Annotated in this window: 20 protein-coding genes; 9 read left to right on the top strand and 11 right to left on the bottom strand. The window is 73.8% G+C overall.

Going from position 1 to position 25167, the window contains the following annotated elements; translation table 11 throughout:
• Positions 1 to 44 precede the first annotated feature (44 nt).
• Positions 45 to 1049, top strand: a complete 1005-nt coding sequence (locus IOD16_RS07360; RefSeq protein WP_201439430.1) for a hypothetical protein — start codon at positions 45 to 47, stop codon at positions 1047 to 1049.
• A 370-nt stretch (positions 1050 to 1419) separates the two neighbouring features.
• Here the strand turns inward: IOD16_RS07360 and IOD16_RS07355 are convergent, their stop codons facing one another.
• Both IOD16_RS07355 and IOD16_RS07350 read right to left on the bottom strand, forming a co-directional pair.
• Complete coding sequence (locus tag IOD16_RS07355) at positions 1420 to 2202, bottom strand: tetratricopeptide repeat protein (RefSeq protein ID WP_201439429.1); 783 nt, start codon at positions 2200 to 2202, stop codon at positions 1420 to 1422.
• Between the two features lie 475 nt (positions 2203 to 2677).
• Positions 2678 to 3520: a hypothetical protein gene (locus IOD16_RS07350; protein WP_201439428.1), complete on the bottom strand. Its 843-nt coding sequence runs from the start codon at positions 3518 to 3520 to the stop codon at positions 2678 to 2680.
• 157 nt (positions 3521 to 3677) lie between these two features.
• Here IOD16_RS07350 and IOD16_RS07345 point away from each other — a divergent pair, with 157 nt between their 5' ends.
• Positions 3678 to 5123: a phosphatase PAP2 family protein gene (locus IOD16_RS07345; RefSeq protein ID WP_201439427.1), complete on the top strand. Its 1446-nt coding sequence runs from the start codon at positions 3678 to 3680 to the stop codon at positions 5121 to 5123.
• Here the strand turns inward: IOD16_RS07345 and IOD16_RS07340 are convergent.
• Entirely contained in the window at positions 5065 to 5514 is a 450-nt protein-coding gene (locus IOD16_RS07340; RefSeq protein ID WP_201439426.1) for a hypothetical protein, read from the bottom strand. The two genes, IOD16_RS07345 and IOD16_RS07340, sit on opposite strands and share 59 nt — an antisense overlap.
• A 349-nt stretch (positions 5515 to 5863) precedes the next feature.
• Between IOD16_RS07340 and IOD16_RS07335 the strand changes: the two genes are divergently transcribed.
• On the top strand, positions 5864 to 7246 hold the full coding sequence (locus IOD16_RS07335) for a glycoside hydrolase family 6 protein (RefSeq protein WP_201439425.1): 1383 nt from the start codon (positions 5864 to 5866) through the stop codon (positions 7244 to 7246).
• Positions 7247 to 7314: 68 nt separating this feature from the next.
• On the opposite strand, the gene IOD16_RS07330 is transcribed toward IOD16_RS07335, so the two are convergent.
• The 5 genes from IOD16_RS07330 to IOD16_RS07310 form a co-directional block, all read right to left on the bottom strand.
• Entirely contained in the window at positions 7315 to 7977 is a 663-nt protein-coding gene (locus IOD16_RS07330) for a hypothetical protein (protein WP_201439424.1), read from the bottom strand.
• A gap of 6 nt (positions 7978 to 7983) precedes the next feature.
• Positions 7984 to 8304 (bottom strand): hypothetical protein, encoded by a 321-nt coding sequence (locus IOD16_RS07325; protein ID WP_201439423.1) that lies wholly within the window; start codon positions 8302 to 8304, stop codon positions 7984 to 7986.
• 35 nt (positions 8305 to 8339) lie between these two features.
• Entirely contained in the window at positions 8340 to 10637 is a 2298-nt protein-coding gene (locus tag IOD16_RS07320) for a glycoside hydrolase domain-containing protein (RefSeq protein WP_201439422.1), read from the bottom strand.
• A 340-nt stretch (positions 10638 to 10977) separates the two neighbouring features.
• Positions 10978 to 11586, bottom strand: a complete 609-nt coding sequence (locus IOD16_RS07315; RefSeq protein ID WP_201439421.1) for an SGNH/GDSL hydrolase family protein — start codon at positions 11584 to 11586, stop codon at positions 10978 to 10980.
• Positions 11587 to 11629: 43 nt separating this feature from the next.
• On the bottom strand, positions 11630 to 12022 hold the full coding sequence (locus IOD16_RS07310) for a bacteriophage spanin2 family protein (protein ID WP_201439420.1): 393 nt from the start codon (positions 12020 to 12022) through the stop codon (positions 11630 to 11632).
• A 280-nt stretch (positions 12023 to 12302) separates the two neighbouring features.
• Between IOD16_RS07310 and IOD16_RS07305 the strand changes: the two genes are divergently transcribed.
• On the top strand, positions 12303 to 12692 hold the full coding sequence (locus IOD16_RS07305) for a PPOX class F420-dependent oxidoreductase (protein WP_201439419.1): 390 nt from the start codon (positions 12303 to 12305) through the stop codon (positions 12690 to 12692).
• Positions 12693 to 12725: 33 nt separating this feature from the next.
• Here the strand turns inward: IOD16_RS07305 and IOD16_RS07300 are convergent, their stop codons facing one another.
• Positions 12726 to 13580, bottom strand: a complete 855-nt coding sequence (locus IOD16_RS07300) for an alpha/beta fold hydrolase (RefSeq protein ID WP_201439418.1) — start codon at positions 13578 to 13580, stop codon at positions 12726 to 12728.
• Between the two features lie 84 nt (positions 13581 to 13664).
• Between IOD16_RS07300 and IOD16_RS07295 the strand changes: the two genes are divergently transcribed.
• From IOD16_RS07295 to IOD16_RS40890, 3 genes are all read left to right on the top strand, one after another.
• Positions 13665 to 14240 (top strand): CGNR zinc finger domain-containing protein, encoded by a 576-nt coding sequence (locus IOD16_RS07295; RefSeq protein ID WP_201439417.1) that lies wholly within the window; start codon positions 13665 to 13667, stop codon positions 14238 to 14240.
• A gap of 84 nt (positions 14241 to 14324) precedes the next feature.
• Positions 14325 to 14930 (top strand): TetR/AcrR family transcriptional regulator, encoded by a 606-nt coding sequence (locus tag IOD16_RS07290; protein ID WP_201439416.1) that lies wholly within the window; start codon positions 14325 to 14327, stop codon positions 14928 to 14930.
• Position 14931: 1 nt separating this feature from the next.
• A complete protein-coding gene (locus IOD16_RS40890; RefSeq protein ID WP_123742945.1) occupies positions 14932 to 15489 on the top strand; it encodes a carboxymuconolactone decarboxylase family protein in 558 nt (185 codons plus the stop codon).
• A 48-nt stretch (positions 15490 to 15537) separates the two neighbouring features.
• Here the strand turns inward: IOD16_RS40890 and IOD16_RS07280 are convergent, their stop codons facing one another.
• A complete protein-coding gene (locus tag IOD16_RS07280; RefSeq protein ID WP_201439415.1) occupies positions 15538 to 17013 on the bottom strand; it encodes a PKD domain-containing protein in 1476 nt (491 codons plus the stop codon).
• Positions 17010 to 18515, bottom strand: a complete 1506-nt coding sequence (locus tag IOD16_RS07275) for a PKD domain-containing protein (protein ID WP_201439414.1) — start codon at positions 18513 to 18515, stop codon at positions 17010 to 17012. The genes IOD16_RS07280 and IOD16_RS07275 overlap by 4 nt, the downstream gene beginning before the upstream one ends.
• 146 nt (positions 18516 to 18661) lie before the next feature.
• On the opposite strand from IOD16_RS07275, the gene IOD16_RS07270 reads away from it, so the two are divergent.
• Both IOD16_RS07270 and fxsT read left to right on the top strand, forming a co-directional pair.
• Complete coding sequence (locus IOD16_RS07270) at positions 18662 to 22504, top strand: Ig-like domain-containing protein (protein WP_201439413.1); 3843 nt, start codon at positions 18662 to 18664, stop codon at positions 22502 to 22504.
• Positions 22505 to 22615: 111 nt separating this feature from the next.
• The gene (gene fxsT, locus IOD16_RS07265; RefSeq protein WP_201439412.1) at positions 22616 to 25114 is read left to right on the top strand and encodes an FxSxx-COOH system tetratricopeptide repeat protein; all 2499 of its coding nucleotides are present in this window, start codon (positions 22616 to 22618) and stop codon (positions 25112 to 25114) included.
• Positions 25115 to 25167: the final 53 nt, after the last annotated feature.

Genomic DNA, 25167 nt, shown 5'->3' with positions numbered 1-25167 from the left:
AGGGCGACACAGGGGACGGCTCCGGCCGGGATGAGGGGTGCCTGATGCCAGGTTCCGCACGCTCGTGGAAGCGCTTCGCGGCGATCGGCGCGGTCGCCGCCGTCGCGCTCACGGGGGTCACGACGCCGGCCGGCGCGGCCACGTCCACGACCTTCGGGCCGGTGACGATCACCGGCGTGCCGCCCCTGGGCAAGAAGATCCACCTGGTCCGGGAGCTGGGCCGGATCGAGGCGTCGATGACCGCCGGGCAGACCGCCTACGTCTACTCGACCCTGCGCGCGTACGACTCCGGGCACGTCAACCTGGTCGACAACGAGGTGCGCTGCGCCGGCGCGGGCGGCAGCAACGTCGTCGTGGGCGAGAACATCGACCCCGCCGGCACCGCCAACCCCGGCCGCGGCGACATCACGCTCGTCAACCGGTTCCTGGTCTCCGCCACGACGACCGGCACGCTGTCGTGCACCCTCTACCTCCGGACCCACTCGTTGGCCGAGGCCACGTCCTCGTTCACGGTCAGCGGCACGCTGCGGTTCGCCTCCCTCCAGGTCGCGGAGGACGTGAACGGGACGGCGATGCAGACGTCGCTGCCCAACGGCAACATCGTGGTCGGGAGCGACGACGTCTACACCCCCGTCCTCGACCGGAGGATCGGGACCGGCCACTCGCAGGTCGCCGTCATCGCGGACGTGGAGTACATGTCCTGCCTCCCCGCCGTGTGCAAGTACTCCTACACGACGTCGAGCGCGCGCTTCACGTTGTTCGCCCACCAGATGAACGGCGACGCCTTCTGCTCCTCCGCGGAGATCGCCCAGACGAGCGTGACGGTCAACCGGCAGACCCACCACAAGGTCGTCCCCCTCTACACCACGATCCCCCTGGTCCCGGGCTGCGACCGGATCTACGCCTACGTGCGGGCCGAGTACCAGGGCGGCCCCACCGGCGCCATCCAAGGACAGGCGGACAACCTGACCGACGAAACCGGCTCCGCCGGCCCCGGCGTGCCGCAGCACAACTCGGCGATGACGCACCTGTTCGCCGTGCCCAGCTAGCGGCGCGTCTCGGAGGGTTGACCCGGTGGTCGGTCCTCGACCTCTGCGACCACCGGCCCGACGACGGACGTGTGATCTGCCTGGACGGCCTACGACCGCCGTCACGGCGTGATGCACGTGCTCGCCGCCATCGTCGCGTTCATCCGCCGGAGAAGGGCTCGTCGGCGGTGCAGTCCTTCGCGGTCCGCCCGATCCGGGCCGGCTCCCGGCCCTCCTCGACTGACAACGGCCGGACGGACACTTCCGGACGACGAGCCGCTACCGCCTCTCGCACACGATCTGCATGACCAGCCTGGCCTGTCAGCCCACCACGCCCGATCACCGGGTCGACGTGCAGAGACGCAGCACAAGCTCGGGCACTGCTCGGGAGTCACGGGAGCAAGCGCCCCGACGGTGGATCGCCCGCCGCCCCGAGCCTGGCCCGCAGAGCGGCGGCGCGGTGGTCGCCGAAGTCGTCCAGGATCTCCAACGCCCGGTGCCGGCAGCTCGCCGCCCGCTCCGAGTCGCCGACGTGCAGCGCGGAGGCGCCCAGGGTGTCGAAGGCGGCGGCCAGGTCGGGTCGGTAGGCGTGCTCGGGCCCGATGGCGATCGCCTGCTCGCACAGGGCGATGGCCTTCCCGTGGTCCCCCAGCGCCTGCCACACGCGGGCCAACCGGTCCAGCGTGAAGACTTCCCCCTCGCGGTCATCGGACCGCCGGCGCAGGACCAAGGCGCGTTCGGCGTGGGCGAGGGCTTCGTCGTGGCGTCCCAGCCCGGCCAGTGCCCGGCTGCGGTTCGTCCGGACGAACGCCTCCTGCCGCCCGTTGTCCGTGCCGCGGCTCAACGGCAGCGCGAGGTCGAGGTGCGCCGGCGCGTCCCGGTACCGGCCCTGCCGCAGGCAGATGTCGCCGAGGTCGTTGAGCGCGTACGCGATCAGGTACGGGTCGTCGACCTCGCGCGCCAGGGCCAACGCGGCGTGGAGGTCGGCGGCGGCCCGCTCCCAGCCGGACACCTGGAGCCGGGCCCAGCCCGACCTGATCAGGAACCACGCCTCGTCGGCGCGGTCCCCGCCGTGCCGCGCGGCGGCGATGCCGAGCACGCAGACGTCGAACAACTCGGTCCACCGCGCCTGGTGGTACAGGAACGTCTCGGTCGCGTGCACCAGGCGGACCACCAAGCGGCGGTGCGCCGTCCCCCGGAGCGGATCAACGCGACCAGGTTCGCGCGCTCGGTCTCCACCCACGCCGGCGCGTCGGTGCGGTTCGCCGGGAGCGGCCGGGTGGTCGGTGGTCCGACGGGTTCCGGCGCCCGGTGCACGTAGGCGGGGAACGCCACCCGGTCCGCCGCCACCGCGTTGTGGGCGTACCACTCGAACAACGCGGCCAGCGCGCGATCGCGGACCTCGGGCGGGTCGAGGCGGTCGGCTCGGTCACGGGCGTAGTCGCGCACCAGGTCGTGGCACCGGAAGCGGCCACCGGTTCGACGAGGTGGACCTCGGCGAGGTCGTCGAGCAGCCGGCGGGCGCGCGTCACCGGCACGCCGGCGACCGCCGCGACGGCGGGCAACCCGATGTCGGGTGCAGGCCGAGGCGGCGGAACAACCGGGCCTGGTCGGCCCCGAGCTCGCGGTAGGACAGTCGAACACGCGCGTCACCCCGAACGCCCCGGTCCGCTCAACGCCGCCAACCGGTCGTCGGCCAGGTCGGCGACGACGTCGCCGACGCGCAGGTGGGGACGCGAGGTGATCCGGCTGCCGACGATCCGCAACGCCGGCGGCAGCCCACCGCACACCCCGGCCAGCCGCACCACGTCGTCCTCCTCGGCGCCGGCCCGGCGCGGGCCGATGATCCGGCGCAGCAGCTCGACGGACTCCGTCCCGGGCATCACGGCGAGCTTCACCGGCATCGCGGCCTGGGAGATCAGCAGCCCGCTGAGCGCGGCCCGGTTGGTCACCACCACGAGACACCCCGGCGCGCCCGGCAGCAGCGGCCGGACCTGCTCCGCGGCGCGCGCGTTGTCGAGCACGACCAGCACCCGCGAGCCCGCGAGCAGCGACCGGTACAGCGCCGGCTGCTCCTCCACCCCGGGCGGCACCGCCTTCGGGCCGACGCCGAGCGCGCGCAGGAAGCGGAACAGGACCTCGGCCGGGGTCGCCGGTTCGCCGCGGCCGTAGCCGCGCAGGTCCGCGTGCAGCGTCCCGTGGGGGAAGCGCTCCTGCACCCGGTGCGACCAGTGCAGGGCCAGCGCGGTCTTGCCCACGCCGGCGGCGTCCGCGACCACCGCGACCGCCGAGGGACCGTTGTCCGCCACGCGGGCCGCCGGCGCGTCCAGGGCCGCCACGTGCTCGGCGCGGCCGGTGAAGTCGCCGACCGCCGCGGGCAGCTGCCTCGGCACGGGCAGGCGCCGGCCGTCCCCCACGGCCAACGTCAGGTGGCCGATCGAGCCGGCCTGCACCACCGCGCCGTTCACCACGCCGTGCACCTCGTTGCGCACCTCGGCGTGGCCGGTCGACGTCTAGGGCACGGCGACCAGTGTGTCGCCGCGCGCGTCGCGGTGTGGCGGATCAGGTGATCTCTTCACCCCAAAGGCCCATGACCGGCCCGGAGTCGCCCCAGGATTGCCGCTTGATCCGTTTGGGCACACCACCCTGGTGACTACGACACGGGATGCGCGGCAGGTGGTCGTCGTCGAGCGGTTCGTGGTGCGGAGCGCGGTGTCGTTGGTGGCCGCTTCCGCCGCCGGTGTCGCGTTCGCGGTGGTCATGGCCGTCGTGTGGACGGGGTGGGCGCCCGTGCGCGAGGTCGACCAGGCGATCTCGGAAGGGCTCACGCGCTGGGTCGGCGGGTCCGGTGGTCTCGGCGCGGTGCTGGGCGGGATCACGCGGCTCGGTGACACGGCGACGCTCACCGGTGTGACGGCGCTGGCGGTGGCGTGGCTGCTGCTGCGCCGGCGGCCCCGGGTGGCGGCGCACGTGGTCGTCACGACGGTCGGCGGCGGGTTGCTCGGCGTGGTGGTGAAGGAGCTGGTCGGGCGGCTGCGGCCGCTGGTGGAGGTCGAGGTGGCCACCGCGCCGGGCTGGAGCTTCCCCAGCGGTCACACGTTGGGCGCCACCGTCACCTACGGCGTGCTGTTGCTGGTGTTCGCGTCCGCGCGGCGGGCACGTCGCCGGTTGACCTCGCTGGTCGTCGTGGTCGTGGTGCTGGTCGGCTGCACGAGGGTGGCGCTCGGCGTGCACTACGCCACCGACGTCCTCGGCGGCTGGCTGCTCGGCCTGGTGTGGTTGGCCCTGACCACCGAGGTGTTCCGCCAGTGGCGGCGCGACGAGGGCCTGCCGGAGGCGCCGCTGTCCGGTGGCCTGGCGCCCGAGGCGGCGGACGACCTGCGGCCGTTGGCCGGACGCCCGGTCCACGTGCCGTCCGACCTCCGGCTCGTGGCGGCCCGGCTGCTGGTGGTCTGGGTGCTGCTGCTGGGCGCGTTGTTCGCCCTCGGCTCGTGGCTCACCGCCGCCGGCCCGGACGTGCCGACCGCGTGGGACCGGGGCGTCGTCGAGTGGATCGCCGAACGCCGCGTCCCCGGCTGGGACGCGGCGATGGGCAAGGTCGAGGCCTTCAGCGGCACGTGGCCGGTGATGGGCGCGGCGGTGGTCGTCTGCGTGCTGGCGCTGGCCAGGACGCGCTCCTGGCGGCCCGTGCTGCTGGTCGTCCTGGGGATGCTGGGCGAGGTCACGCTGTTCCTGCTCACCACCGCGATCATCGAACGCGCGCGCCCGGCGGCCAAGCTCCCCGAGCACCTGCCGCCCACGTCGAGCTTCCCGTCCGGTCACGTCGCCGCGTCGTTGGTGCTCGGCGCGTCGGTGGCCGTCCTGGTCGTGCGCGGCACGACCAGGTGGTGGCGGTGGGTGGTGGCGGCGGCCGCCCTGGCGGTGCCCGTGGTGGTCGCCGCGCAACGGCTCTACACCGGCGTCCACTACCCCACCGACCTGCTCGGCAGCCTCCTGCTGGCCCTGCCGTGGGTCACCGCGGTGGCCCTGGCGACGATCAGCGCAGCTCCGCCGGCAGCAGGTTCGGGTCCGCGGCCGTGGAGCAGGCCGCGCTGAGCAGGTACGCCGTGCCGCCGCGCACCTGCACGCCGTTGGCGCCGAGGAACCCGGTGGCGGCGAGCTCCGGCGCGGCCGACCGGACCTTCGCCGGGCCACGGCGCGGCGGCACGGTCGTGATGGTGCCGAGCACGGAGTCGGTGATGTAGAACGTGCCGGCGCGCTCGTCGTGGGCCAGGCCGTTGGGCAGGCCGTCGTCCGGCAGTGCGGCGACGCGCCGCGCGACGCCACCGTGCCGCAGCCGGTAGGGGCCGGTGGGAGCCGCGTCACCGCCGGCGTAGAGGCGTCGTCCTGGTGCTGCCCGGACGACCGGCGTTGCTCGGCCGGTCCGGCGCGGCCGGGTCGAGGTCCGCGGGGCAGGTCTCGACGCCGCCGGTCCGCTCAGCCACACCCTGTCGGTGCGTGCCGGGACGCGGTGGACAACGGGGGTGCGGGCGGCGACCGGTTCGTGACCGGCGCGGCGGCCTTCGGATGGCCAATGGCCCGTCCGTGCTCGAGACCCGGGCGCGGTTTTGGTTCCTCGACCATTCGAAAGCATTCGAAGTCGAATGCGGTCGAATGGGCTCGGAAGAGGCTCGTTCCGGGCGCTTCCGGGCGATATGGAATATGCGGGGCATTGATCGATTAACCGGTAAAGCTCTTCCGGGCCAGTCGTTTCCCTGCTAACGTCCGAATTCTGGGAGCGTTACCGAAAAAAATCCGCCGCCACCTGTTCCGATCATCCGACCAGGGAGCCGAAGATGCCACTGAAGTCATCACCAGGCCTGACCGGCAGGCGGCGGGCGCGTCGCGGGATCGCGGCGGCCGCGGCACTCACGTTCGCCGCGGCCATGACGCTCGGGGCGGGCCCGGCCGCCGCGGACGTGACGGCCGCGGCGCGCGTGGACAACCCGTACGCGGGCGCGTCGGTGTACGTGAACCCGGACTGGTCCGCGAAGGCGCGGGCCGACGGCGGGTCGGCCATCGCCAACCAGCCGACGTTCATCTGGATGGACCGGATCGCCGCCATCAACGGCGTGAACGGGACGCGGGGCCTGCGCTCGCACCTGGACAACGCCCTGAGCCAGGCGGCCGGGCGCACCATGGTCGTCCAGTTCGTCATCTACAACCTGCCCGGCCGCGACTGCGCCGCGCTCGCCTCCAACGGCGAGCTGGGCCCGGACGACCTGCCGCGCTACAAGACCGAGTACATCGACCCGATCGCCGCGATCATGCGCGAGTCGAAGTACGCGAACCTGCGCATCGTGACGATCATCGAGATCGACTCGCTGCCCAACCTCGTGACGAACGTCGGCGGGCGCCCGACCGCCACCGCGGCGTGCGACCGGATGCTGCAGAACGGCAACTACGTCAACGGCGTCGGGTACGCGCTGGCGAAGCTCGGCGCGATCGGCAACGTGTACAACTACATCGACGCCGCCCACCACGGCTGGATCGGCTGGGACGACAACTTCGGCGCTTCCGCGACGCTGTTCGCCCAGGCCGCCCGCGCCTCGGGCAGCACGGTCAACAACGTCACCGGGTTCATCGCGAACACGGCGAACTACGGCGTGCTGAAAGAAGACCACTTCACCATCAACGACACCGTGAACGGCACGTCCGTGCGCCAGTCGAAGTGGGTTGACTGGAACCGCTACGTGGATGAGCTGTCGTTCGCCCAGGCGTTCCGCACGCAATTGATCAGCGCCGGATTCCCGTCGAACATCGGCATGCTGATCGACACTTCGCGCAACGGCTGGGGCGGTTCCCAGCGCCCGACCGCGAAGGGGCCGACGACGAGCGTGGACGCTTACGTCGACGGTGGCCGGTACGACCGCCGCATCCACCTCGGCAACTGGTGCAACCAGTCCGGGGCCGGCATCGGCGAGCGGCCGAAGGCGAGCCCGGCCTCGGGCATCGACGCCTACGTGTGGGCCAAGCCGCCGGGCGAGTCCGACGGCGCGAGCCGGGAGATCCCGAACGACGAGGGCAAGGGCTTCGACCGGATGTGCGACCCCACCTACACGGGCAACCCGCGCAACGGCAACAACCTGTCCGGCGCGCTGGCCAACGCCCCGCTGTCCGGCCACTGGTTCTCCGCCCAGTTCCGCCAGCTGATCGCGAACGCCTACCCGCGGCTCTGAGCCGGCAGGGGTTCCGGGCCGACCACGCCCGGAACCCCTGTCCGACGCCCCTCACCGGGCTGCGGCCGTCAGCCGGTGGCGATCTGCCGCTCCGCCAGCCGCTCCGCCGCCTGGCGGCGCGCGGGCGTGAACGGGTCGGCGGGCGCGGCCCGGTCCGGCGCGCCGACCCACCCGCCGATCTTGCCCGCGACCCTGGTCAGCAGGTTCCCGGGGCGCACGTCCACCCGGAAGTGGCCCTCCTGCGGGTGCTCCCGGGAGTCACCACCCCAGCGGACCACGCCCTCGCACTCGGCGAGGACGTCGCGGACGATCGCCAGCTCGTGCGGGAACAGGCCACCGGTCGCCCCCGCCGGGTACTTGGCGGGCAGCACGGCGATGGCGGTCCCGGAGCGGTGGTCGGCCGCGAACGGCGTGCCGGCCGGTGGCTCGGCGTAGCCGGTGATGTCGTTCGCCCGCAGCGCGGCGACCTCGTAGTGGAAGCGCCGGGCCACGTGCAGCAGCACGACGGCGGACGGCCCGGACAGCAGCGTCACGGACGCGTTGGAGCCCTCGACCGGGAACGTGGCGAGGCCGTCCGGACGAGCGGGCGGCGCGGCGGGGACGGGCGGCGCGGCGGGGACGGCCGCCGCGGGCACGGCCAGGCCGACCGACGCGGCCACGGCGAGGCTGCCGGTGATGGTGAGGAACCGGCGACGCCCGAACGGGCTCGCGTCCTCGGCGGGTTCGGTCATGGTGGCTCACTGCTCCTCGCGGGATCGGGGGTTTCGGCGGGCGGCGACGGCCAGTCCCGCGAACAGCGCGGTCGCGGTGAGCAGCACGACGACCGCCGGGTTCACGTAGGCGGGCACGAGGTCCTGGTAGGCGTTGCACCGGCGGGACAGCGGGAAGTAGGTCACCTGCCCGTAGGCCCGGTCCCACCCGCCGTGCGCCAGGGCGCACGTCTCCCGGAGGTCCGGCGTGTACAGGTGGATCGCACCCCAGGCGTAGACCAGGAACGCCGCGAACGGCGCGCACGAGGCGGCGACCGCCCAGCGCCGGGCCGTTCCCGGTACGCGCACGGCTCCTCCTCCTCGCACGCCACCCGGGCGTGCCGTCAGCTGCGCGACAACCTCTCGATCGTCTCCGCGTAGCCTTGCAGGAAGGGTTCGAGCTTCGCCGAGGGCAGCTGCGCGGGCAGCAGGCAGACCCCGCCGGTCCTGCGGATCGCGGCCTCGGTGAGCGCGGCGAGCTGCGAGTCCGCGGTGCTGCCGCCCAGCGCGTTCCAGGCGGCGTCCCGGACGCCGGTCACCGTGCCCCCGTAGCGGCCGAGGTAGAACTGCCGGAACCTGGTCCGGTGCCCGTCGGTGAGGTGGGCCCGGATCGCCTGGTCGATCCGGGCGCCGGCGCGCACCGCGCTGCCGATCAGGTAGCCGTCGACGTCCTCCACGAGGTCGTTGAGCGGGAACGACGACAGCACGGTGATCTTGGCCAGGCGGTCGGCGCAGAACGCGTACCCCGAGGCGTACTCCTCGCCGTGCGACCGCCACTCGCCGTAGAACGTGGCCAGGTCGCCCGACCAGCCGCCGAAGTCGCCCCGCCCGCCGTTGCCCTTGAGGTAGACCGCGTTGGCGGTGGCGCCGAAGTGGTCGACGTTGACGGTGACGCCGAGCGACGGGTCCACATAGGACTCGACCCTGGCCGGGGCGTGGGCCTGCGCGTGGTCGATCCACGCCTGGTCGACGTTGCCGATCAAGGTCTCCCAACCGGACCAGAGACCGTTGTACGCCGGGTACCGCAGGTACTCCATGACCCGCTGGTTCGGGTTGCCGCCGTAGGCCACCGCCGTCGCGTAGAGGCCGTCGACGTACCGCAGGTAGGCGTCGACGGGCGAGTCGCCGCCGCCGACGTTCTCCGGGCCGACGCCCCGGTCGTTGCCCCGGAGGACGTCGCGGTCGAGCGCGAAGACGTCGCCGCCCGCGTCGAAGTCGAACTCCTTGATCTGGTTGAACGACCAGTTCGCGGGAAGCGGGAAGCCCAGGTTGCCGGAGAAGCCCCACGACATGCCGGACACGAACGAGTACCGCGCGAACGCCTGGTCGCTGACCTGCGCGCACACGTTGCGGGAGCCGTAGACGCCCGCGACGTACCGCTTGCCGCGGGTGCCGAGACCGGCCTGGATGCCTTGGAAGTAGGGGATGACGTGGCTCGCGATCTGCTCGCCGGTGGCGTCGTAGTCGACCGCGAAGTAGATCACCGTGCCCCGGTTGAAGCCGTAGCCGACAGCCCGGTCGTGTGCCCGCAGCGCGTGGTCGTAGCCGTTGGACCAGGTGAAGTCCTCGACCGAGTCGGCGGCGTACTGCGAGATGGGGAACACCCGCATGCCGCCGGTGAAGATGGCGTCCAGCTCGCCGGGCTGGAGCTCCTTGTCGAGGGTGCTCCACGGGTCTTCGTCGAGGTAGCGGCCGACCACCTCGTACCCCGCCGCCTTCAACGCCCGCGCGCGCGAGACGCTGATGTGGAACCGGGTGTCGCTCGCGCCCGCCGGCCGGTCCGGGTCGCCGGTCGACACCAGCAGCTGCGCCCAGGTGGCGTAGTCGCCGATGCCGGTGCGGGCGAGGACGGAGAACTCCTGGAACAGGCCGACGAAGTCGCCCAGCGCCGCGTCCCAGCTGGAGGTGAACGCGGCGAACGCACCGCCGACACCGCCGTTGAACACGCAGGCGGCGCTGAACAGCTGCACCCAGGCCGCCGGGGAGCCGGGCCGCACGGTGTTGGCGCGCAGGCCGTTCTGGGTGCCGGGCCCGAAGTTGCCGGTGGCCTGGTCCTCCGGGATGCCGATCTGGTACTGGATTGCCCGCATCAGCGCGACCTGCACGTCCCGCGTGTAGTGGCCGTCGCACGGGATGACGAAGAACGTCGACTTGGTGATGTAGGTGGCGTTGAGCCAACGCTGGATGTCCCGCACCTCGACCCGGCCGCCCGACAGCAGCACGTAGGCGTCCATGTTGAGGATCGCCTTGAAGACCTTCGGCGGGAGGTAGCCGTCGGCGGCGAACCCGATGTCGCCCTTGAGTTCGCGCACCGCGTCGTACACGTCGGTGTCGTAGACGCCGGTCGACGTGTCGCCCGCCCAATAGCCCTTGCAGAACAGACCGTGCTTCACGATTCGCACGATGTTCGCATTGGTGTAGCCGGGGCCGACGTTGCCCCGCTCGGCGAGCCTGCCCAACGTGGTCGGACCGAACGAGTCGGAGAGGGTGGCGATGCCCAGTTCGTGCTGCAACGCGCGGGTCAGCGAGAACATCACGTCCCACCCGGTCACCCCGTTCTCCGCGCAGCGCGCGTAGCCCGGCACCGAACCGTAGGTCGAGTTCACCCAGCGCTGGGCTTCGAGCACCTTCGGGTCAGCCATCGTCCGTGTCCCCCCCCGGATCGACCGACCGCCGCCGCGATCCTGCGGAGGCAGCCGGGAATCGGAAATCGCCACTCGGCGAACGCCGCGCGAACGCACACCGGGCACGACAGGTCCGCGGTGATCGGCGATCACGGTTCCCGGCGGTGCACGCCACCCCCAGGCAGCGAAAAATGACGCTAACGACGCCCCAGAGGGCCGTCAAGCGACTGTGATCGTGGTGTGGAGATCCCGGGGTGGACCCGTGCGGGCGGGCCATACCGCCGGCGGGACCGGAGAGTGGTGTGCGCAGATCCGAGGCGCGGAAATCCGAGGCGCGGAAATCCGCGGCGCGGGGAGCCTAGGCCGCGCCACGGCCGGCCGCTGCCAGCACGGACGGCGCGAGGGCGTCGGCGATGAGCGCGTACCCGGCGGGCGAGGGGTGGAAGCGGTCGGCGGAGAAGAGGGTCGGGTCGGTGGCGAAGCGGCCGGACAGCGCCGGCCCGGCCGCCGCCACCACGCCGCCCGCGCGGAGCACCGCGTCGGCCTGCGCGCGTGCGTAGAGACCGCTGGCCTGCGACACGAAAGCCCGGTACGCGGGCGGCACGTGCGAGACGACGCCGAGGTCGGGCGCCGTCGCCACCACCACCTGCCCGCCCGCGCGGCGCAGGGCGAGCACGGCGTCGTGCAGCAGGCCCGCGCCGACCGCCGGCGGCGTGAACGACGTCAGGTCGTTCGCCCCGATCACGACCAGCGCGACGTCGACACCGGTCCGCACGGCCGCGCGCACCTGCGCGTCCAGGCCGGCGGACCGCGCGCCGGACACCGCGTGCACGCCCAGCTCGACGGGGTGCCCCGCCGAGCGGAGCACCGCCGCCAACCGCTCGCCCAACGTCTCCTCGGGTCGGTCGCACCCCACGCCGGCGGCGAGCGAGTCACCCAGGACGCGGAACCGGAGTCGTCCAGTCATCACACCACTGCCAACGCCCGCGACCGCTCCGGTACTCCCGGGATCAGGTGCACGCGGCGGTGAGGTTCGCGACCTTGGTCGCCTTGTCCTCCAGCCACGCCGCCGGTTGCAGGACCAGGTCTTCCAGCGTCACCGCGCGCAGCGTGGCGGCCACGGCGGTGACGGCTTCGTTGATCGTCGTGTCGGCGGCGTCCGCGGCCAACGCGCTCAGGCTGTCCGCGGCGGAGTGCGCCTGCTCGACGGCCCGCTCCGGGCTGTCGGTGTCGAAAGCGGTGGTGGCCTGCGCCAACGCCTCCGTGCACAACTGCACCGTGGACGCGGTGTCGGCGACGGCGCCGGCGGCCTGCGAGGCGTCCTGGAGCGTGCCGCAGGCGGTCAACGCGGTGACGGCGGCGATGGTGGTGACAGCGGCGGCTAGACGGGTGGTGACGCGCATGGCGTGCTCCTCCGGCTCAGGTCCCGAACCAGAGGTCTCCCCGACCGCCGAACCCGGCGGCGCCGTGACCGGACCGCTGCGGAGCGGCCGTAATGACGATCACGGGCAGAGTGGGTACTCCCCTCTGCCACCAGGATGCCGGTTCCACCACCCCCCGGTCAAAGTGACGGGGATAACCTCGCGGATGCGCGACGGCGGGCAACCCGGCGGCGCGGTGCGACTCCGGCGGCTCTCGGCGAACAGCGGTCGAGGCCGCGGGCCGCGCCCCTAAGTTGGCTCCATGAGCGTCATCCCGGACAGCCACCGAGACCTCCTGGAACGGCCGCTGTACACCCACCTGGCGACGGTCCGGCCGGACGGGACGCCGCAGGTCAACCCGATGTGGTTCACCTGGGACGGCGAGCACGTGCGCTTCACGAGCACGACGCGCCGCCAGAAGCACCGGAACGTGGCGCTGCGCCCGGAGATCGCGTTGTCCGTCAACGACCCGGAGCAGCCGACCAGGTACCTGGAGGTGCGGGGCGTGGTCGAGCGGGTCGAGGACGACTCGGAGGGCCGGTTCTTCCTCGAGGTGGCCGCGCGCTACGGGTTCCGCTTCGACGGCCCGCCGGCGGACGCCCGGCACCGCGTCGTCTACGTCGTGAAGCCGAAGTCGGTGAGCACCCAGTAGCACCGGGCGGGACGTCCCGCCGGGACCAGGCCGTCAGGCCGCCGTGCGGTCGAGGAAGTCGGCGACCAGCGGCGCGATCACCGGGAGCTGGTCCTCCAGGGCGAAGTGTCCCGCGTCGAGCAGGTGGAGCGCGGCGTCCGGCACGTCGCGCAGGTACGCCCGCGCGCCCGCCTCGGTGAAGAACGGGTCGTGCACGCCCCACGCGATCAACGTGGGCGGGCGGTGCTCCCGCAGCCACGCCTGCCAGTCGGGGTAGGCCTCGACGTTGCGGCGGTAGTCGTAGGCCGGCGCGAGCTGCGCCTCACGGCGGCCGGGCCGGTCCAGGAACAGCTGGTCGAGCAGCCACCCCTCCGGCGCGAGCAGGGCGGGATCGGCCGTGCCGCCCTCGTACTGGCCGCGGGTCGCTTCCAGCGTGAACAGGTCCAGAACGGTCTGCTCGCGGTCGGGCGTGACGGCGATGAAGTCCCGTGCCGCGTCCGACAGGCCCTCGGCGTAGGCGTTGCCGTTCTGCACGACCAGCCCGGCGACCCGGCCCGGGCGGCGCAGCGCCAGCCGGAAGCCCACCGGCGCGCCGAAGTCGAACAGGTACAGCGCGAAGCGGGTCAACCCCAGGCGGTCGACGAAGCCCTCGACGACGTCGGCGAGGCGGTCGAACGAGTAGGTGAACCCGTCGGGGACCTCGGTGTGGCCGGAGCCGGGGTGGTCGGGCGCGACGAGCCGGTAGCGCGAGCCGAGGGCGTCGACCAGGCGGCGGAACTGGTGCGAGGCGGACGGGGAACCGTGCAGCAGCAGGAGGACCGGCGCGTCGGGGCGGTCCGGCAGCGACTCCCGGTAGAAGACCCGGACCCCGTCCACGTCGACGTGGCGGTGGGCGACCCGAGCGATCATGTCACATGCCTCCTTGGCGAGAAGATGCGTTAGGTATAGCCGGGTCGACCTAATGGGTCAAGCGGGGTTGATAGCATTAGTGCCATGAGTGACACCGGCCCGCTCACCGGCGAGCACCTCGCGTTGGACCTGGTCAACACCCGACCCTCGACCGAGGACGGGCGCGCCGACCTGCTGGACACCCCGGCGCGGCTGGCCGCCTGGCTGACGCTCGAACCGGCGCTCGCGGCGGAGGTGGGCGACGCCGTCCCGACGGCGGCCGACCTCGCCCCCGTGCACGCGGTGCGCGAGCACGTCGACGCGGTCGTCCGCGCGCTGCTGCGCGGGACCCGGCCGCCGAAGGCCGCCCTGCGCGGCCTGACCGAGGCGGCACGCGCGGCGCCGGCGGTGCGCGAACTGGGCTGGGACGGCGTCGCCGTCACCGCGGCGCGCCGACGCGCCGGCCGGCTCGGCGTCCGCCTGGCCGCCCGCCTGGCCGAAGCCGCCGCGGACCTGCTCACCGACGACGCGGTCGGGCGCCTCAAGCGGTGCGAGGCCGAGGACTGCGTGCTGGTCTTCCTGCCGGCGCACCCCCGCCGGCGCTGGTGCTCGCCGACGCGCTGCGGCAACCGCGCCCGGGTCGCCCGCTACTACCGGCGCCACAAGAACCCGACGCCGTGACCGCGCGACCCCGAAGCGGGCCGTTGCGGCCGCATCCGGCCGGGAGCTATCTTGGAACGACCATTCCAAGATAGCGAGGCGGACATGCCGGACGTGAAGCACTTCGACCCCGAGGCGGTGCTCGACTCGGTGGAGGAGCTCTTCTGGCGGCGGGGCGCGTCGACGACCGGCGTGCAGGACATCGTGTCGGCGACCGGCGTCAACCGGTCCAGCCTGTACGCCACGTTCGGCGGCAAGCGGGAGCTCTACGTCGCCGCGTTGCGCCGCTACGCCGACCGGCGTTCGGGCCCGGTCTTCCGGCGGCTCGCCGAGGACGACCGCGGTCTGCCGGCGATCGCGGACTTCTTCCGCGCGCTGATCGGCGTCCGCTGCGCCGGCGAGCACGCCCGGTGGGGCTGCATGGTCACCAACGCGCACGCCGGCGCGGAGAACGACGACCCGGACGTCCGGGCCGTCCTGCACGACCACCACGACCGGTTGCGGGCGGCGATGGGCGCGGCGTTGGAACGCGCGCGGGCCGCCGGCGAGCTGCGACCGGGCGTGGTGCCCGCGACGTCGGCCGACGTGCTCTCGCTGCTGGCCTACGGGGTGAACGTGCGCTCCCGCGCGGGCGCGACCCCGCAAGCGCTGGGCGACACCGTCACGGCCGTGCTCGACTCACTGGCGAACCGACCCGAGGAGATCCGCTGACATGGTGCAGTTCACCGTTCACGACGAGAACACCGCGCCCGAGGACGCCCGCCCCTACCTGGAAGCCGGCAAGCGCCGCCTGGGCTTCGTCAGCACGCTCAACGCCGTGATGGCGGAGTCGCCGGAGCTCCTGGCCGGCTACAACGCGCTGGCCGAGCAGTTCGGCAAGTCCTCGCTGTCCGGGCCCGCGAAGCACGTCGTGTGGATCACCACCAGCGTCCTGAACGGCTGCGAGTACTGCGTGGCCGCGCACTCCACGCTCGCGGTGAAGACCGGCGTGGACGAGGGGACCGTGCAGGCCCTGCGCGCCGGCAAGCCGTTGTCGGACAACGCCTTGGAGGCCGTCCGCCGGTTCACCGAGCGCGTGGTCACCGACCGGGGCTGGGTGGGCGACCAGGAGGTGGAGGAGTTCCTGGCCGCGGGCCACACCCGCCGCCAGGTGCTGGACGTGATCCTCGGCGTCGGGATGAAGACGCTGTCCAACTACACCAACCACATCGCCCACACGCCGCTCGACCCGGCGTGGCAGGACCAGGAGTGGAAGCGCGACGAGGCCTAGGAGGACGCACCGGCGGGACCGGCCACCCGGCCGGTCCCGCCGGTGCGCTCAGCTCCTGGCCGGGAGCACCCGGACCGCCGGGGCGATCACGGTGTTGTCGGCCGACAGCGCGTCGCGGACGCCCGCGGGCTCGGCGACCACCTTGAACACGACGGTGCCCTCCGCCAGGTCCGCCGCGGTGAACGCGTAGTCGAACGTGAACGCCACCGTGCGGTTCTGCCGGGCGGGCACCGGCTTGGTGAGCGTGCCGACCACCTGGTAGCCGGCCGAACCGCCGCGGTGGAGGGTGACGGTCACCGTCTCGTCGTACCGGGTGTCGGCCACGGACACCGTCAGCGGTCTCGTCGTGCCGACCCGGGCCGTGGCCGGCACGGAGAACCCGGTGATGCCCACGTCGTGCGTGCGGACCGACACCGTCCTGGTGATCGTCGCGGTGCGCCCGCCCTGTCCGCTGACCGTCATCCGCGCGGTGTAGTCGCCGTCGGCGGCGTACCGGTGGTAGGCGTACCCGTCCGTCGGGTCGACGACCGTGCCGTCACCGAAGTCCAGCTCGTCGATGGCGGTCCCGCCTCCCTCGGGGTCGTCGGAGTAGTCGGTGAACCGGACGTCGTCGTGGATCGACGGCGCCTCCGGCGAGACCCGCAGGTCCGGCCGCAACGGCTGCGCGAGCCGCAGCCCGAGCACCACCTCGTCGGCGGTCGCGTGGGCCGCGTTGAACTGGAAGTGCAGCGGACGGCCCGCCTCGGCGCGGAACAACGTCCGGTAGCCGGTGCAGACCACCTCGGTCAGGTCGCCCAACGACGTGCCGGTGTAGGCCGCGGCGACGGCGTTGTGGCCGCCCCACGAGTCCGCGTCGAGCGCGATCACCTCGGTCTCGACGGGCGTGTAGGTGTACCAGACCGACGGCGAGCCGGGGTTGAGGTCGCAACTCGCGGCCGGCTCACCCGCCTCGACCGTGGCCGCCGCCAGCGACACCCGGTTCAGCGCGGGCAGGGCGTCGACGACCGCGCGGTCGGCGAAGTGGTCGTTGGCGGGCGCCGGCACCGCCTCGGCGGTGATCCGGACGAGGCCCTGCCACGGCGAGGCCGCCAGCTTCAGGTAGTACGTGACCCCCGCGCGGGCGTCCAGCTCGCGGGTCATCCAGCCCGACTCGCACGTGCCGGGAACCCAGGCCAGCCCGCCACGCGTGCCGGTGAAGATCGCGGTCTCCACGTAGGTGTCGTGGACGTCGATGCGCAGCGTCACGTCCTCGGTCGACGTGAAGGAGTACCAGGCGGACCCGGACTCCAGCTGGTGGCACGGGTTCGGGTCGTCCGGCGCGCCGGTGGCCTCCCCCATGTCGACCTCGTGCGTGAACGGCAGGCCGCTGATCGCCACGGCGTGGTCGAAGTCGTCGTTCGCCGGCGGAGCCGCCTGCGCCACACCGGGCGTCAGCACCGACGCGACCAAGGCGGCGGCGATCACCGCGACCAGTCGCCCACGTCCGCGGTCCACCCGCTGCCCCTCCACGGCGCGCCGCCTCATCGGACCGACTCGCTGACGGACTGGCCGCTGAGCGCGGGGAGGACCGTCGCCGCGGGCGCGACGGCCTCGTTGTCGATCGGCCGGGCGTCGCGGACGCCCTGGCCCAGCGTGACCACGGCGCGGAAGGTGACCCGGCCGACCACCGCGTCCTCGGGCGTGAACGTGTAGTTGAACGGGAACGCCACCGTGCGCGTGGGTCGGGCGGGCACGTACTGCGTGGCGCGGGCGATCTCGGTGAAGCCGCCGGGAGTGCCGCGGTAGAGGATGACGGTCGCGTTCTCCGGGAGCCGCTGGTTGCCGACGGTCACCTCGACGGACCTGGTCTGGCCCGGTCTGCCCCTGGTGGGCGCGGTGAACGAGGCGATCCCCACGTCGTGCGTGCGCACGACCAGGGTCCGGGACATCGTGCCCGTTCGGCCGTCGGCGGAGGTGACGTCCATCCGGACGGCGTAGTCGCCGTCCGCGGCGAACCGGTGCTCGACCTGGCGGCCGGTGGCCGTGGTCCCGTCGCCGAAGTCCCACTCGGTCCGGGTGATCGCCTGGCCCGTCTCGTCGTAGCTCTGGTCGACGAAGTCCACCACGTCCAGGGTCGACGGGTCCGAGCGGTTCTGCCCGAAGTAGACCCTCAACGGTGGCGCGAGCGCCAGGGCGATCACGGTGGGCGTGGTCCGCGGCGCCAGGTTCGTCACTTGGACGCGGTAGGTCTGCCCGGCGGTGACGACCAGGACGCGTCGGTAGTAGCGCTCGCAGAACACCTCGGTCACCGCGCCGAGGGAGTCCCCGGTGTAGACGGCGACCGTGGTCTCGTAGTCGTCGCCGGGCTGGTCGAGGGTGATCGCCTCCGTGCGCGGGGCGGTGAAGGCGAACCACGCCGACGGGCTCGGGAGGGTCGTGCCGCCGCACGTCGGGACAGGTTCGCCCGGCTGCGCGGTGGCCGCGGCCAACCGGGTCTCGGCGGTGGCGGGCACGGCCGTGATCGGCGTGGCGGCGGCGAAGTCGTCGTTGGCCGGCGGGAGCACCTCGCCGACGGCGAGCCGGACGGACCCGCTCCACCAGTCGTCGACGACGACCATGAAGTGGTAGGTGGCGCCGGCCGTGACCCGCAGCAGCTCCGGGCCGTCCCAACTGCTCCAGCAGCTGGTGTCCGGCACCCGCTGCACCGCGCCGCGCGGCCCGGTGTAGATCGCGACGCCGGCGGACCCGCCGCCGCCGGTCACGTCGACCTCCAGCACGCCGGCGGAGCCCGCGGTGTAGTCGAACCAGACCGAGGCCACGTCACCCGTCGTGCACACCGGGTCGTCCTCGGCCCTCGTCGCCTCGGTGAAGTCGACGTCGGCCGCGAACGGCAGCGCGGTGATCGCGCCCGCCTGGTCGAAGTCGTCGTTCGCCGGCGGCGACGCCTGTGCCACCCCCGGCACCAGCGCCGCCAGCGCGACCGCGCCCGTGACCGCGGCCGCGATCCGGGCCCGTAATCGTGTCCGTCCCCCTGAGGACAGGTTCATCCGTCTTCCTCCCCTGAGTCGGGCTCCGCCGCTGTGGCGGACACCCTCACCGGTATATCGATCTACGAGGACCCGATGTGACAAACGGGTCTCGTAACGCCGCCGGGGGTTGCGCCGAACCACTGTCGAGCGGCGAGGGGATCTTCATGGTGCGGTCACTGGTGGTTGCGGCACTGCTGGCGGGAGCGGTGACGGCGACGGCCCCGTCACCGGCCGAGGCGCGGGCCGAGGGGACGGCGCCCGTCGGGGTGTCGGTCGAGTTGTCCACCTCGCCGGTGCCCGTCGGCACGGCGGTCCGCGCGACGGCCGCGGTGGACCCGACCGAACCGGACCCGACCGAGGTCGGCGGCACGGTCCGGTTCACCGTCGACGGGACTCCCGTCGGGAACCCCGTGGCGCTGGTCGGCGGTCAGGCGACGGCCGTGCTGCCGCCGGCCGCGGTCGGCGCGCACCGCGTCGGCGCGGTGTACGGCGGCGACCAGCGCTTCGCGGCGGGCGACGCCGGTCCGGGCGCGAAGCTCGTCGTCACCCCGGCGGGGTCGAGCCGGTTCGTCGCGCTGCCGCCCGCGCGCGTCCTCGACACCCGGGACGGCACGGGCCGCGCCGGTGGCAGGCCGGCCGCGGGCACGACCGTCCGCTTCCACCCGGGCGTGCCGGGCGGCGCGACCGCGGTGGCGCTCAACGTGACGGTGACCGACGCGGCCGGACCGGGTCACGTCACCGCCTGGTCGGGCGAGGGCACGCGGCCGGCCACCTCGAACCTGAACGTGGAGCGGGCCGGCGACACGATCGCCAACCTGGTCGTGGTCCCCCTGTCCGCCGGCGGGGACGTCGGCCTGCACACCACCACGGCCGCGGACCTGATCGCCGACGTGGCGGGCTACTTCGTGACGTCCTCGTCGGCGACGGCGGGACGCCTCGCGCCGTTGACCCCGGCCCGGCTCGCGGACACCCGCACCGGGCCGCGACCCGCGGCCGGGGCGACGATCACCGTCCGGGCCGCCGGGGTGGGCGGTGTGCCGCCGGCGGGCGCGGCGGGCGTGGTGCTCAACGTGACCGCCACGGAGGTCGCCGGTCCGGGGCACGTGACGGTGTGGCCCGCCGACCGGTCCCGGCCGACGGCCTCGAACCTCAACACCACCCGGGCCGGCCAGACCATCCCCAACGCGGTGTGGGCGCCGTTGTCGGCCGACGGGTCGGTCAACCTGTTCACCTCGGCGCCGGCGCACCTGGTGGTGGACGTCGCGGGCTGGTTCACCGGCGAGACCGCCGGGTCGGGCACCGCCGGGCTGTTCGTGCCCACCACGCCCACCCGCCTGCTGGACACCCGGCCCGACTCCCGGATCGGGTACCAGGGAGGCAAACCCGTCGCGTCGAGCGCGGTGGTCGCCGGGTTGGCCGGACGCGCGCCGGTGCCGGCGGGCGCGGCGGCCGTCGTGGCGAACGTGACCGTCACCGAGGCCGAGCGGCCCGGGCACGTCACCGTCCACCCCGGCGGCACGGCCCGGCCGACGGCGTCGAGCCTGAACATCGACACCGCCGGCCAGACCCGCCCCAACCTGGTGACGGTGCCGTTGGGCGGTGGGGCGGTGGAGCTGTTCCCGACCGCGCCCACGCACCTGGTCCTGGACGTGGCCGGGTACTTCACCGCCGACCTCGACCCCGACGCGCCGGCCACCTCGCACGAGGACGTGGCCCCGGCGGCGTCGACCGTCGTGCTCGACCCGCCCGCCGTGACCGCGCTGACCGCAACGACGGTGACGCTGGCCGCGGGTGTCGCGCGCCCCGCCGTCGGCGCCGGCCTGGTGCTGCGGGGCGGCGGGGCGCTCGCGCCCCAAGGCCGGACGGGGACGGTGACCGCGGTGGCGTCCGGGCCGGGCGGGACGACCGTGGCGACGCTCGCCGCCGCGCCGCTGGAACGGCTGTACGACCGGGTCGACATCGCCTACGACGGACCGGCCGACCTCCTGCCGCCCACGCCGGCCGCCTCCACGCGCGGCGTCGGCGTGGAGGTGCCCGTCGACGAGTCGGTGATGGACCTGGGCCGGCCGGGCGCGTTCACGTGCTCCGCCGGGACCGGGACCACCCTGTCCGCGGCGCTGGTGCGGTTCGACCACACCCGGGTCCGGTTCGAGCAGCGGTTCGGGCCGCTGACGGCGCCGTTCATGCACGTCTCGGTGGAGACCGAGCCGGTGGTGCGGTTCGCGGCCGAGTTCACCGGCAAGGTCACGTGCGAGCTGTCCCCCGCCGTCCGCGACCGGGTCCGGCTGGTGTGGCGGCTGCCGACGAGCGTGCCGATCACGGTCGACCTCGCGCCCGTGCTGCGGTTCGAGGCGAGCGCGGCGGTGACCGCGGACCTGACCGTGCGGCTGCGCCGCATGGTCGGCTTCGAGACCAACCCGGACCTGTCGCTGCGCGCCTTGAACTCCTCCTCGCACCGCAACGAGGGGACGTCGCTGTCCGGTCAGGTGGCCGTGTCGGTGCTGATGGGCGCGGACGTGTCGGTGAAGGTCCTCGACATCGCGGGTGTCGGCTTCACCATCGGGCCGCAGTTCACCGCCGCGCTGGACACCTCCGGCTGCCTGACCCTGTCGGTGGCGATGCGGTTCGAGCTCGACGTGCGCGTCGACCTGCTGTTCATCCACGCCAAGAAAACCCTGATCAGCATCGTGATCGGGCCGTGGACGCTGCTCACGTCGTGCCAGGGCGGTTCGGCCGGGCCGCTGCGGGTGGCCGTGTCGACGTTGCCGCTGGGGTTCGTCGGCAAGGCGTACCGGGCGACGCTGACCGCGTCCGGCGGCGCCGCGCCGTACACGTGGCAGGTCTCCTCCGGCCCGGCGTGGCTGCGCTGGGACGACACCGGCCACCTCGGCGGCACGCCGACCGCGCCGGGCGGCGAGCAGCTCTGGGTGCAGGTGACCGACGCGGCGGGCGCCCAGCGCACCGCCTCCGTGCAACTGGTCGTCGCCACCACCGGCGGCGGCGGCGCCGAACTGCTGTCGGTGACGCCGTCCGGCGCCCCGGGCAACGCGTCAGCGGGTCGGGCCATGATCGGCGCGGACGGCCGGTTCGCCTACTTCGAGTCCGCCGCCACCGACCTCACCGCCAGCCCGCTGACCCGGCAGCCGTCGGTGTTCGTCCGCGACCGGGTCACCCGCACGACGACGCGCATCGACCCGCCCGGCGACACCGGCGCCCGCCACGAGCTGCGCGCGATCTCCACCAACGGCCGCTACTCCCTCATCCACTCGACCCTGGACCGCCCGCAGCAGTCCGCGATCTGGCGGCACGACCTCGTCACCGGCGCCTCCACCCGGCTCGTCCTGGCGGACGACCTGCTGGCGGGGAGCACGTCCCGGGAGAACTCGATCTCCGACGACGGTGACGTGGTGTACCTCGGCTACGGCCGCCTGGTGCGGTTGTCGACCCAGGCCGTCACGCAGTTGCGCTGCCCCGCCTCCACCACCCCGATCGGCGACTTCGCCCACGACGTGCGGTTCGCCGGCGACGCGTCCTCGGTCTTCTTCATCTCCGACCGCTGCGGCCAGGCCTACGACTCCGGCTACCGCTTCGACACCGCCACCGGCGCCGCCCAGCCGGTGCTGCACGCCTGGTGCGGCTGGAACGCGGGCAGCCAGTGCCTGGAGCGCCTGGTCCCCACCGCCGCCGGCGACTTCACCGCGAGCCTCGACGTGAGCAGCACCCAGTCGGCGCTGTACATCGGCGCCGGCGCCACACCGGTGCGCAGTCCGCTGGTCATGCCGTGCGGCCTGGCCGAGGACTCGGCGAGGGTGGCGTTCCTGGCCGACTCGACCCTGCTGCCGGGAGGCGACCCCCGCGGCTGGGACCTGTACTCCTACAACCGGGGGGCCGACGCGATCAGCCGGGTCGCCGCGGGCGCGGGCTGCACCACCCACTCGTACGCGGGCCGGTCGAACGAGGTCGCCTACGTCCACGACGCCCAGGTCTACGTGCGGCCGGTCCGGTGATCGACCGCCGCGCCGGCTGACGGGCGGTGCGGGGGTGCGCGGTTCCGACGCCCCGCGACGGCGTTCGTCGATACCGTTGGGTGCGGTGCTGCCCGGCGGTCAGGAGCGCGCATGAGACGTCCACGGGGTGCGTTGGTCACCGCGGAGGTGGCGCTGGTCTTCCTGACCGGGCTGGCGATCAACGCGGCGAGCGAGCACCTGCCCCCGTGGATGACCGTCTCGTGGGTCGTGTGGCCGGTGCTGGTCGCCGTGCTCGGCGTGACGCTCGCGGTCACCCTCCGGCGGGAGCCGGCCGGGCCGAGCCTGCCGCCGGTGTGGAGCGTGCCGCCGCGCAACCCGAACTTCACCGGCCGCGCGGAGGAGCAGCGGTGGCTGCGGGACCGGCTCAAGCGCGACCGGAACGTCTCCGTGCACGCGATGCGCGGCATGGGAGGCGTCGGCAAGAGCCAGGTGGTGATCGAGTTCTGCCACCGCCGGGCGGGCCGGTACCGGGCGGTCTGGTGGATCACCGCCGAGGACGCGGCCCTCGTGCCCGGCCAGCTGGCGCTGCTCGGCCGGGCGCTCGGGCTCACGCTGCCCGCCAACGTCGAGGAGTCCGTCGGCGTGGTGCTCGCGGAGCTGCGCCGGCGGCGGGACTGGCTGCTGGTCTTCGACAACGCCGAGACCGTCTCCGGTGTGCGCCGGTACCTCCCGTCGGGCGCCGGCCACGTGCTGGTGACGACCCGGCGGGCGGGGTTCGAGGCGATCGCCGCGGTCAGGCACGTCGACACGTTCCGCCGGCCGGACTCGGTGTCGCTGCTGAGGCGGCGCGTGCCCGCGATGTCCGACGGGCAGGCCGACGAGCTGGCCGAGCTGCTCGGCGACCTGCCGCTCGCGCTGGAGCAGGCCGCCGCCTACCTCCAGCAGACCTCCACGCCCGTGCCGGACTACCTCGACCGGTTGCGCCGCAGTCCCGACACCGCCGCCGATCGCGGGCGCGACGCGCACCGCACGCCGGACCACGACACGCTCGCCTCGCTGTGGGAGCTGCCGCTGCGGCTGATCGAGGAGTCGTTCCCGGCGTCCGCGCGGCTCCTGGAGATCTGCTCCTACCTCGCGTCCGAGGCGATACCCCTCGACCTGTTCGCCGACAACGCCTCCGCGCTGCCGCAGGCCCTGGAGTCGGCGGTCGCGGACCGGTCGGGCGAGTTCGCGGACACCGTCGGCGTGCTCGTCGACTACTCGCTGCTGCGGCGGGTGGACGACAGCGTGCGGGTGCACCGCATGGTGCAACTCGCCGTCCGCGCGCGGGTGGCCGGCCTGCCACCCGCCGCCGGGGCGCACCCGCAGGCCGTCGCGGCGGGGCTGCTCGTGGCGGACCTGCGCGAGCGGCACCCGAGGTCGACGTCGGCGTGGCCGCGCTGGCGGCTGATGCTGCCGCACGTGCTGGCCTGCGTCGGCTTCGACGTCGACCCGAGGGTCGGCGGGTGGCTGCTCGGCCGGGCCGGGGCGTACCTGTTCGAGACGGGGCAGCTGAACGACGCGCGGCTGTTGTTCACCAAGGCGTTGGAGGGTGGCGAGGCGGCCTTCGGACCGGACCACCCCGGCGCGGCCGTCCACCTCAGCAACCTGGGCGTCGTGCTGAGCGAGCTGGGTCAGCCGGAGCGGGCGCGGCCGTTCCTGGACCGGGCCCTGGCTCTCACCGAAGCCGCCTACGGGCCGCACCACCCCGCCGTGGCCGTGCGGCTGAACAACCTCGGGCTGGCCCTCCACGACCTCCGCAGGCCGGGCGAGGCGTTGCCGCTGATGCAGCGGGCGCTGGCGATCACCGAGGCGGCCTACGGCCCGGACCGGCCGATCGTCGCCCTCAGGCTGGACAACCTCGGGCTCGTCATGCGCGACCTGGCGCCCGAGCACGTCCAGGAGGCCGAGGCCCTGCACCGGCGGGCCCTGGCCATCACCGAGGCCGCGCACGGACCCGACCACCCCGACGTGGCCAGGGCGCTGCACAACCTGGGCGCGGCCCTGGTCGACCGCGGCTACCCGCTCGACGCGCGACGGTTGTTCGAACGCGCGCTGGCGGTCAAGGAGGCCGCCTACGGGCTCGACCACCCGGAGGTCGCCGGCACGTTGAGCGATCTCGCCATGGTGCTGCGCAGGCTGCACAGCCCGGCCGACGACACCCTGCTGGTGACGGCGCAGGCCCTGCTGACGCGCTCGCTGGCCATCAGCGAGGCGGTGTTCGGCGGCGACCACCCGGTCGTCGCGGTGCGGCTGGGCAACCTGGGCCTGGTCCTGAGCGACCTGGGCCGGGCGGGAGAGGCGACGCGGCTGCACGAGCGCGCGCTGGCGATCGCCGAGGCCGCGCACGGCGCCGACCACCCCGACGTGACCAAGCACCTGGACGGCCTCGCCGGCGCCTGGCGGGCGCAGGGCCACCCCGACCTCGCCATCCCGCTGATGGAGCGGGCGTTGAAGATCACCGAGGCGTGGCACCGCGGCGACGACCACCACGACGTCGCCACGAGGTTGAGCCGGCTGGGCCTGGCCCTGAGCCTCATGGACCGCGAGGACGAAGCCGGCCACCTGATCACCCGCGCCCGCGACATGCGCGCACGCCTGCGGGCGTGACGCGCCGTTCCGGCCGTCACCGCCGTGCCCCCTCCAGCCCCCGCCTCCGCACG

The organism is Saccharothrix sp. 6-C (genome assembly GCF_016695385.1).
GTDB lineage: Bacteria > Actinomycetota > Actinomycetes > Mycobacteriales > Pseudonocardiaceae > Actinosynnema > Actinosynnema texasense.
Note: the sequence above shows the minus strand (reverse complement) of the source record. Positions and strands in the feature narration are given on the sequence as shown.